The sequence below is a fragment of the Kitasatospora sp. NPDC040550 genome (assembly GCF_055594965.1).
Genome location: NZ_JBVIWC010000017.1, coordinates 87284 through 97290, shown reverse-complemented (window position 1 = coordinate 97290; position 10007 = coordinate 87284). Strand labels below are relative to the sequence as shown.

Sequence of the window (10007 nt, the reverse complement as noted above, 5' to 3'; positions counted from 1 at the left end):
ACGGGCCCTTTCACTTTTTGGGTTTGGGGTTCAAAAAGAAAAAAAGGGTGCGTAAGACGGGGTGGGCTCCCCCTGGGGGGTTGGGGGGGGCCCCCCCCCCCCCCCCCCCCCACAGCTCACCTCGGACTCTCAGCACCCCAGGCTCAGCACCGCCTCGGCGAAGGCCGCCGGCGCCTCCTGCGGCACGTTGTGCCCCACCCCGGGCAGGGTCCGCAGCTCGCACGGACCGGTGAACCGCTCGGTGCCGGTCTGGTCGGCGGGCGCGATCACCCCGTTGTCACCGCCCACCAGCACCACCGTCGGAACCCCGACCGGCGGCCGGGCCGCCAGCCGCTCCTCCAGCGCCCGGTACCGCGGATCCCCCGCCACCAGCCCGTAGCGGTGCCGGTAGGAGTGGACCGCCACCTCGACGAAGTCCGGATTGTGCAGACTGGCCGCCGACGCCGCGAACGCCTCGTCCGCCCCCGCCCAGGTCGGCGACCACAGCCGCCAGAGCAGGCGGCACAGCTCCTCGCGGTTACGCTCCAACCCCAGCCGCCCGCGCTCCGAGTGGAAGTAGTACTGGTACCAGAAGTTGTGCTCCGCCTCCGGGGCGGCCGGTTCCGTCGCACCCGCGATGTCCTGCACGGTGTAGCCACCCGCCGCCACCAGGCCGTGGACCCGCTCCGGGCTGGTGGCCGCCACGACGCAGGCCGCCCGCCCGCCCCAGTCGTAGCCCGCGACCACGGCCCGCTCGATCCCCAGCGCGTCCATGAACTCCACCAGGTCCTGCCCGAGCGCCGCCTGCTCACCGCTGCGCGGCGTGCCCCCGTCCAGGAACCTGGTCGGCCCGAAGCCGCGCAGGTACGGCGTCAGCACCTCCCGGCCGGCCTCGGCGAGCAGCCGCGCCACCTCGTCGTAGGCCCGCACGTCGTAGGGGAAGCCGTGCAGCAGGATCACCGGGGCGTCGGCCTCCCGGCGGCGCTCACCGGTCCGCTGGTAGGCGATCTCCAGAACCGGTGTCGTCACCCGGTGCAGTTCCTGTGCCTCTTCGATGCTCGAAGTCATCCGGCCATGCTCGCACGCCAGTTGACGTCACGCCTGCTTCCGCGACGCCCTACTCCACGTCGGCGGCGATCACCGTCCACGCCTTGGTCGACGTGTCGTCCAGCCGGAGGTCGAACGCGAAGGTGATCGGCCGGCGCTCGCGTGGGTCGCCGCGGAGCACCCGCTCGGTGCGACGGTCGACCTCGTAGTAGACGCCCTCCGCGCCGACCGCGACGCGGAAGACGACCGGCTCGCGTGAGACCAGCGAGCGCACCGTGACCGACCTGACCACGGCGTCACGCATGACGGTTCGGTCGACCGTGCGGACGGAGGTGAAGTCCAGGCTGCCGTCGTTCATGACCCACTCCTCGAGGAACCGCTCGACGGCCACCTCGAGAACGGCCCTGTCGAACCGGCCGTCGAGCACGCTCAGATCGCCGACGGCGGTGTCGGCATCCGTGCTCCACGAGATGTTGGTGAGCGACAGGATGTCGCCCGCGCCCTTGACCGCGGTCCTGCCGGCCACCTCGAGCACGGCCTCGCGGGCGACCTCCTTCTGGTCCCAGCCGTCCGTCTCGATGGCACCGGTCAGGTGGTGCGCACCCTCGGCCGCCTGCTCCACCGACGACACGATCCACTCCCCGGCCCGGTTCTTGCGCAGCGTCCAGTACTCGACCGGGCGCGTCGAGCCGTCCTTGCGCACGGCATCCGCGCCGTCGCCGCGGCGCACGTAGTCCCTGAGCGTCGCGGTGACCCGGAAGGTGACGGTGTCGTTCTCCTCGCCCGCGCGATTCGCGACGTCCACCAGCTCGACCGCCGGGCCGGAGACGACCTCCACGACGTTGACCTCGCCGCGCGAGGCGTAGTCGCGCAGCTGATCGGCCCACTTGCCGTAGAGCACCGGGGACAGGATCTGCTGCAACGTGGCGTGATCGTGTCGGGTCCAGGCGTTCTGGGCGGTCACGTACAGCCAGACGGCCCGGCTCTCGAGCGCGGCGCGGTCGAAGGTCGCATCCGTGTCGGCGATGGCGTCGACCCGGGCCCCGACCTGGGCGGCGCGCTCGCGCGCCTGCTCGTCCGCGCGGTGCGCCGTACGGTCCGACACCGTGTTCAGACCGACCGCCTGCGCCGTCCTCCGGCGCCGGTACCTGATCCACAGGACCAGGAGGAGGATGGCGACGATCACCAGCAGGAGGAGGAACCCACCGCCACCACTCCCGACTCCGGAGCCGAACCCGAAACCGAAGCCGCCGCCGGTCGACCCGTGGAAGCCACTGCCGTGGCTGCCACCGCCCCCACCACCATGGCTGCCCCCGCCGCTGAACCCGTGGCTCCCGCCCCCGCCGCGGGCATACGCGACCGCCGGGCTGCTCAGCGTGACGACTCCAGCAACCACAGTTGTCCACCGACGGGCGTGCACCGGGCTCCCCCTTCAAGAATCCGAGCTGTTCCCTACGAGCCTACAAGCAGCGTCGCCCACGCCGGCGGCACGGTCGGACACCTTCGCGCACCGCCCCCGGCTGGTCACACAACGCGACGAGGGGGTGTGGTGGCCCTGGCCATCACACCCCCTGCCCGGCTTCCCGCGCCCGGCGGCGCTGCTACGTTCCGGCGCAGTTGGTGAACGTGGGCCTGGTCCGTGCGCTGTAGATGCTCGCGCCGCCCTTGGTGTCGTACTTGAGGGGCACGGTGATGGTGTCGTCGGCGGTCCACGGGAAGCCCTGGGCGTCGAACGTCCAGGTCCCGGTGGCCTTGGTGGCCAGTTCGGACAGCGTGACCCACCCGTACTGGCGCGGGGGCACGCTCACGGTCAGCTTGCTGCCCAGTTCCTGTTTGAGGTCCACCGTGGTCGCACCGTTGATCTCGCCGGTGACTTCGAGCGTGACGTTGGCGAGACCGATGTTTCCGCCGACGCTCAGGCTCCCGCCCAGCTTGAAGCCGATGGTGTTGGTCCACCCCGTGGTGGTGCTCAGCGAGAACTCCCACGGGATCGTGGTCGAGGTGTCGTTGAACCAGATCGGGGAGACGCACGCCTCCGGCAGCGTGAACGGCGGTGTCTGGCTGGCCGTGGACCACGAGCAGGTCGCCGTGTCCTTGTTGCACCGGGCGGCCGCGTAGTCCACGGCGATGTTCCACGCCGTCTGGTAGACCTCGGCGGGCAGCGTCCACTGCTGGTACGGCGTGTTGTCGCAGCGGTAGGTGTACGCCCAGTTGTCCATGGCGGGCGGTATCTGGACCGTCAGGCAGGTGTTGTCGCCGACCTGGCGGATCCTGAACGCCTTCTGCGCCGACCCGGCGACCGGCTGGACGTACCACTGCTCGGACGCCCGCCCGTCACAGGGCTGTTGCCGCAGCTGGTAGCGGGCGGTGGTCAGGTCCATGCACTTGCCGGTGGTGTTGTTGACGATGGCGAACCCCGAGCCGAAGGTCATGCCCGTGTTGATGCGCCACGTCGTGGCGGACCCCGGCGCCGGGCTGACCGAGACGGGCGCGTTGTCGTCGTAGCTGCCGTCCAGGACGTCCAGCTGCTTCCCGTTGCTGACGTTGGTGAAGGTCAGCTGGACCAGCGCCGTGAGGCTCGTCTCCGCCGGGGGCGCGGCGGTGGCCGGAACCGCTCCGACCCCCAGGGCCGCACCCACCATCGCGGCGATCGCGGTCACGACCCGCCACAACGATCTTCTCTTCCTGGCTGTGCATCTGGCCATATGTGGTCCTCTCATGGTGCGTGTTCCGGTCGGGCGACGGGCAGCCGAGGATTCGGACGGCGTTCCCTACCTCCTGAACCTGCTGATCGCGCTCCTCGTCGCGTGCCCCAGTCGCGCGGCTGCGGCGCCGGCGACCACCACCGCGCTCAGGCCGGTCGAATCGACGTGGGCGTGGCTGAGGTTGTCCACCGCGTCCACTCGCGCGCTGGCCTCCGCCCTGGTCGACTTGGCCCCTACTTCGTGCTCCGCCACGGTGTCGACGGCCTTGCGCTCCCCCGTGCCGTTGATGCGGCACAACGGGCATTCCTTGACGGCGTCGTTCCCGTGCAGGGGGCACGCGGCGTTGTGGACGAGGAGGTAGGTGGCACCGGCTCGGACGTGGTAGGTGTGGATGCCGCTGACGCTGAGGTTGTAGACGGTCTGGTCGGCGACGTCACCACGGTCGCGGATCGCGGTGACCCGCACGGTGTCGGCGCCGGTCGGGTCGCGGACGAGGTCTCCGGTCCTGAGGTCCCCGGCGTCGACCCAGCCACGGTCCTGGACCCAGAAGGGGTGGCCGGCGGTGGCGGTGATCGGAGCCCGTCGAAGGCCCTCGACGACGATGTCGATCAGGTGCTTGGTTCCGTGGCCGACGATGACCCCCGCGACGGGCTCCCCGACCGTGACACCGGTGGCCGGGTCGGTGGCCATGACCTGGTCGCCTTCATGGATGTCGCTGATCGGTTTCGTGCTGCCGTCGGCCATCTCCACCTGTGTATCCGGGGAGAACGAGTTGCACCTCTCGACGGCCGCAGCGGCCCTGCCCAGCGTCGAGGCCTCCTTGGCTGCGTTCCTGGCCACCGTGCTGGCGAGCTTGCCGCCGGGGATCATGCCGAGCGCGTCCATCGCTGCGGCAGCCTTGTTGCCCTGGGCGAGTTGGCCCGCTGCGGCCAAGCCGGAGGACACCGTTCCGATCGGGCCGGGCACGTAGGCCACCACCTCGGCCGCGGTGGTCGCCACGTGCACCACCGACTTCCAGGAGAACGTCCCGGCCAGGTCCAGTCCGTTGACGGGGTCGGCGTTGACGTAGTCGTAGTCGTTGGCCGATCCGCCCGACACCGGGTCCAGCTGCAGGAACCGGCCCAGTACCGGCAGGTAGACACGGGCGCCCATCTCGATCGCCTGTTGGCCGGCCAGGTGCTCCACGGGGCGCTCGTGCTGGCCCAACCAGCCGAAGTCCATGCCGCCGGCCGCAGTGGCCGGGGTCGGAACGTCGGCGAACGCACCGGTCGTGGGGTCGATGTTCTGCCCGAACGGGTCGTAAAGGTGCAGGGCGCCGGTACGGGCGGCGGTGCCGTCAGCGGTGAACAGCACATCGCCGTGAATGTTCGGGTAGGACCAGTTGGTGGTGGCGACGCGGTCGTAGTTCTTGGTCAGCAGCACGCCGCCGGGCAGCGCCACGATCCGCTGGAGCAGAGCGCCGTCCTTGTCCAGGACCAGGTCTGCGTCGTCATGCTTGGAGGTGTAGGAGTAGTGGGTCGTCCCGTTCTTCGACTGGTCGGCGGCTCCGGTAACGGTCCGGCCGGTCAACCGGTCAGCCGGGTCGCGGGTGTAGGCGATGGTGGTGCCACCCGCGGTGGTCGTGGAGACGTGGCGCTTGGTGGAGTCGTACCCCAGAGCGTCGCCGCCGATCTTCACGGCGTCACCGCGGGTGTCGTAGCCGAACTCCAGCGCGAGGCCGCCGGTGGTCGCCGTCAGCCGGTCGGCTCCGTCGTAGCAGTAGTTGGTGGTGACCGCAGCTGCGCCGTCGCGGCTGTCGGTGGACGCGGTGCGGTTGGTGTTCAGCCCGGTGGTCGTGGCCGATCCGCACCCGTCGGCCGGGTCGAACCGGTAGGTGAGCCGGTGGTGCGGGACGCTCGCGGCGGCGAGCCGGCCCACCGGGTCGTAGGTGTAGGAGTAGCTCGCGGTGTTCTTACCGTCCTCGGTCACCGCGTCGTCGGTGATGCGATTGTCCCGGGAGCGGGTAACGGTGTCGACCACGGTGGAGGCCACGGTCTTCCACACCAACGCCGTGGGCTTGCCGGAGTCATTGCGCGTCAACGACTCGAGGCGGGACCCGTTGCCGAAGGCGACGGCGGCCAGTTCGGCCGCAGCGGTGTAGGCGGGGGTGGCGACGACGGCGCCGTCGAGCTTGACCTGGGTCAGCTGGTTGGCGTCGTTCCAGGCGTAGGACACGGTACTGGAGACGCCCTTGACCGTGGTGGTGTCGGTGGTCAACCGGCCGACCTGGTCATAGGTGGAGGTCGACGTGACGCCGTTGGCGTCCGTGTAGCCCACTTCCTGGCCGAGCAGATCGATCACGGTGGTGATGGACCCGTTCGGGTCGCTGGCCTTCGAGATGAGCGGGTCCCCGCCGACCGCGTAGTCGTAGTCGACCGTGCGCGCCGGCTTGTCCCCGAAGGCCGGGAAGACCTTCTGGACCGTCCGACCGCGCGCGTCGTAGCTGGTGCAGCTCCACGGCTCGTCGTCGACGCGCTCGGCGACGAGACGGCCCGCCTCGTCGTAGACCGACTCGCTGGTGAACGCCGGCCCGCTGCCCGGTTTGGCCCCGGTGACCGTCTTGGTCATGCCTGCCTGGTTGGCGGCCGGGGCGTTCGGGTCGCACGGGTTTGCACGGGTCTCGGTGTCGCCGTAGTAGGTGGTGGTGTCACGCCGGTCCGGGTTGGTGATGTCGCCCGCCGGCAGCGCCTCGGCCACCTTGCGCAAGTAACCCGTGCCCGGCCGTTCGAAGGTGGAGCGGGCGGTGAGATTGAGTCCGCCCGGGTCGGCCGTCGCGGACACCTTGAGTCCGTACACCGGGTCGATGCCCGCGGCCGGGTCGGCGTAGCCGCTCGCACCACGCCTGGACGGTGCCCGCTCCTGGTCGCCCCCGGAGGTGTCGTCGGTCGTCGTGCCCGTCGCCCAGCCGTAGCGGGGCGCGAGGTTCGTGCCGGGCACCGGGGCCGGGGCGCCGGCGCCGGGCGGGGTCCAGGTGAAGGCCAGTGCCCCCGTCGTGCCGGAGCGGTTGTAGTAGTCGACGCGGACGCGGTGCCAACTCCCGGCCGTGGTGTTGGCGTACGTGCCGGTGACCGCGGTGGCGGGTTTGTCGCCCCAGCTGTCGACGGTCAGGACGTCGTCGACCCAGAGCCGGACTCCGTCGACCGCGGTGAACCCGAGGCCGTACTGCCCGGCGGCCGGGAACTGCAGCTCGCCGGTGAAGCGTCCGGACCAGCCACCGGTGTTCGGCACCGGTGGACTCGTTCCCCACGACCGTGACAGTGCCCCGTCGGCGGCGCCGACCCCGGTGGAGAACACCGTCGGGACGCCCGCCAGTTCCGGGTTGTCGTAGAAGGCGGCGGACAGCCCCACCAAGCCCTCGTCATAGCTGGTGTGGGTGTGCGGCATCGTCGCCGCGCACGCGGGTGTCGGGGTCTGGCCGGTGAAGCAGGACGCCGGCGCGGGCCCGTACTTGTCGACCGGGCGGTCGGCGTGGTCGTAGACCGTGGTGGAGCGTCGGCCGGCGCTGTCGACGGCCGCGGTGGCCTGGTCCTTGGTGTTCCACTCCGCGGCGATGCTCGCCCCGGTGAAGTCGGTGGTGACCAGGGTGCGGCCGGCGTCGTCGTAGGTGACGGTGCGGGAGCGGGTGGAGTCGTACACCCCGGCCAGGGCCACGGTGGCCTGCTTGCGCTCCAGGTAGTACTGGTAGAAGTGCTCGGCGCGCTTGTCGCCGGAGCGGCCGTCCGGGGCCGGTGCCAGCACCTGGACCGCGCGCAGGGCGGGCGGTTCCTGGGGCTGTTCGGTCACGGAGTCGTAGCCGATCACCGTGCAGGCGGCGGCGGTGTCACCGGTGTTGGTGCACCCGTTCGCCGCGGTCGGGGCCTGGCGCGCCACCCAGTCGTAGGCCAGGCTGTCCCGGATGGTGGCCAGCGGCCCGATGCTGTCCAGGGCCTTCTGCTTCTCCTCCTCGTTGTCCCCGGCCTCGTCGTAGCGCTGCTTGGCCGAGGCCCGGCCCAGGTAGTCGAAGTCCTGCATGACCGCGCCGGGGCTCTCGACCCGGGCCAGGGTGCCCATCTGGTACCAGAGTCTGGTCTCGCTGCCGTCCCAGTACCGGACGCGGCACAGCATCTGCGGCGGGGCCGGGTCGGAGCCCGGCGGGCGGGACGTTCCGCCGTAACAGCCGTCGCTGCCGTCGGTGTTGTAGAAGAGCTGGTGCGACCGGCCGGAGACCGGGTCCTTGATCTGCGTCAGCCGTGGTGGCGTCCCGCTGTAGACGTACTGCAGTGCGGCCGGCTTCTTGCCGTCCAGGACCGACTCGACCGCGGCCAGGGTGCCGTCGGGGTTGAACAGCGACACGGTGTCGCCCTCGGTGAGCGTGATCCGGCCGGAGGTGTCGAAGGCGAGCACGCCGTCCTCGCCGACCGGCGGCGCGTAGCCGCCCGTGGAGGCCTTGGCCCAGGTGTGCTTGCCGCCGGCTCCGTCGGTGAGCACCACCGAGCCGTCCAGCATCTCGGCGCGGCTGTAGCCGCTGGACTGCGCCGACAGCGTCCAACCCGCCGGGAGCGCCTGCGAATCCGCGGAGAACAGCCACTCCGTCGGCACGATCCTCGGATCCAGGTTGTGGGCGCGGTGGTCGTCGGTGCCGGTGCTGCTCTTGGCCCACAGCACCATGCGCGGGCGCTGGTCGGAGTGGTGGTACAACTCGACGCGGATCGGCACCAGTTGGCCGGCCTTCAACGCCACTTCGCTGGTCTGGCGCGGGCCGGGCAGCAGGAAGTCGTCGCCGGGCTCGGCGGGCCCGGGGTTGTCGTAGACGAGCTTGTCGCCCAGCCAGATCCGGGCGCCGTCGGTGTGGGCGCCGGCGAACCGGAAGTCCCCGGTGACCGGGGCCTTGAACTGGCCCTCCCAGCGCACGACGAACCAGTTCTTGTCCAGGGCGGGCGGCATCGGGTTGTCACGCCACGGCAGGTTGTCCGGGTTGCCGGTCCACGGGATGCCCCAGTCCAGGTTGACCTGTGACTCGCCGCGCACCATCACGGGGATCGCGTCCGGGGTGCCCGCGTGCCGGGTGTCGTTGAAGTACGACGTGCGGACACCGTGCGGGGCGCCCTCCCGCGAGTTGTAGGCGAGGTTCACCCCTGCTGATCCGCCGACGGTCTGGAACGCCGGCCCGGCGGCCTCGACGTGCGCGTTGCCGTTGAACAGGTTCACCGTCACCGGGCCCAGGTGGTCGGTCGGTGCGGGCCCCGGGTCGCCGACCCGCTGGTTGACCGTGAAGTGCCCGACCCACTGCGGCGGCGTCGCGGTGGTCCCGCCGGACACCGCGGTGGCCGCCGTCCAGGTGTAACGGCCGCCGTCGTGCAGCACGTGCTTGGGGACCGTCCACTGCGGCTGGTCGAGGCACCCGGAGTCCACCACGCTGCCCGAACGACCGTCGAACCCGGTGGAGATCTTGAAGCAGTAGAGGACACCGTCCCCGGCCGCGGCCACCTGCAGCGCGGGCGTCTCCGTACCCACCACGGCACCGTCGACCGGGGACACCAGGCTGGTCTGGGGCGCCGCCGGGGCTGCGGCGCGCGCGGCTCCGCGCGCGCCGGACGGCGGATGTCCGCCGCTCGCCAGGGGCGCGAAGTCGGCCTTCGGCTGCCTCACCTCGGCCTGCGGCTTCTGCTCGGCCGCTGCCGGGACGGACAGGACCGGCAGGTCCCGCGGCACCGTCCTCGACACGGCGGGCTCGGGCACGGATGCGGGCGCGGGCGGCGCGGGCGCGGACGCCTGCGCCGATGGCAGGCCTCCCGCCTGGGCCAGCGAAGCCACCAACACCGTCGCCACCACGAATACGACCCACCGGAACCACGAGCGCGCGGACGACCGCGCCATACCGGCACCTCTGGACAAGGCCCCTCCAACGCCGTCGACGCCCGCCGGAATCCGCGACGCATCAGGGCGCGGGCCGACGCTCTTCCACTCCCGACCGGGAGGCATACGCAACGACTGGCATCCTCCGCGACCGGCGGGCCCCGGGGAACGGGTGTCGTGCACCTTGGCCGGAACCACCGGACCGCCGGGCCGCCAAACGGAACACCCGCCGCAGGGCCCGGTCGCCACCGCCACCTCTCCCTGTCAGGGACATGATGACGTTCATGCCCACGGGTATCCCTAAGCGGAGTCGTGGAGCCGCCCGGCGCCCGGGCCCCAATTGGCCGGAACCGTACGGCCCGTCGAGCGCACCGGCGACGGCGCGTGACGGTCGGTCGGGCC

4 protein-coding genes are annotated in these 10007 nt (G+C 71.3%); all 4 read right to left on the bottom strand.

Annotation, left to right across the window (positions count from 1 at the left end; all coding sequences use genetic code 11):
- Positions 1–129: 129 nt before the first annotated feature.
- Positions 130–1047, bottom strand: coding sequence for an alpha/beta fold hydrolase (locus ACZ58X_RS24515; protein WP_470335737.1), 918 nt, complete (start codon positions 1045–1047; stop codon positions 130–132).
- 49 nt (positions 1048–1096) lie between these two features.
- A complete protein-coding gene (locus ACZ58X_RS24510; RefSeq protein ID WP_470335736.1) occupies positions 1097–2212 on the bottom strand; it encodes a TIM44-like domain-containing protein in 1116 nt (371 codons plus the stop codon).
- A gap of 415 nt (positions 2213–2627) precedes the next feature.
- On the bottom strand, positions 2628–3686 hold the full coding sequence (locus tag ACZ58X_RS24505) for a ricin-type beta-trefoil lectin domain protein (RefSeq protein ID WP_470335735.1): 1059 nt from the start codon (positions 3684–3686) through the stop codon (positions 2628–2630).
- A 111-nt stretch (positions 3687–3797) separates the two neighbouring features.
- A complete protein-coding gene (locus ACZ58X_RS24500; protein ID WP_470335734.1) occupies positions 3798–9488 on the bottom strand; it encodes a PA14 domain-containing protein in 5691 nt (1896 codons plus the stop codon).
- Positions 9489–10007: the final 519 nt, after the last annotated feature.

Excerpts from the sequence above, each read along its gene's own strand:
- ACZ58X_RS24515 (WP_470335737.1), bottom strand. The coding sequence starts at position 1,047 with ATGACTTCGAGCATCGAAGAGGCACAGGAACTGCACCGGGTGACGACA.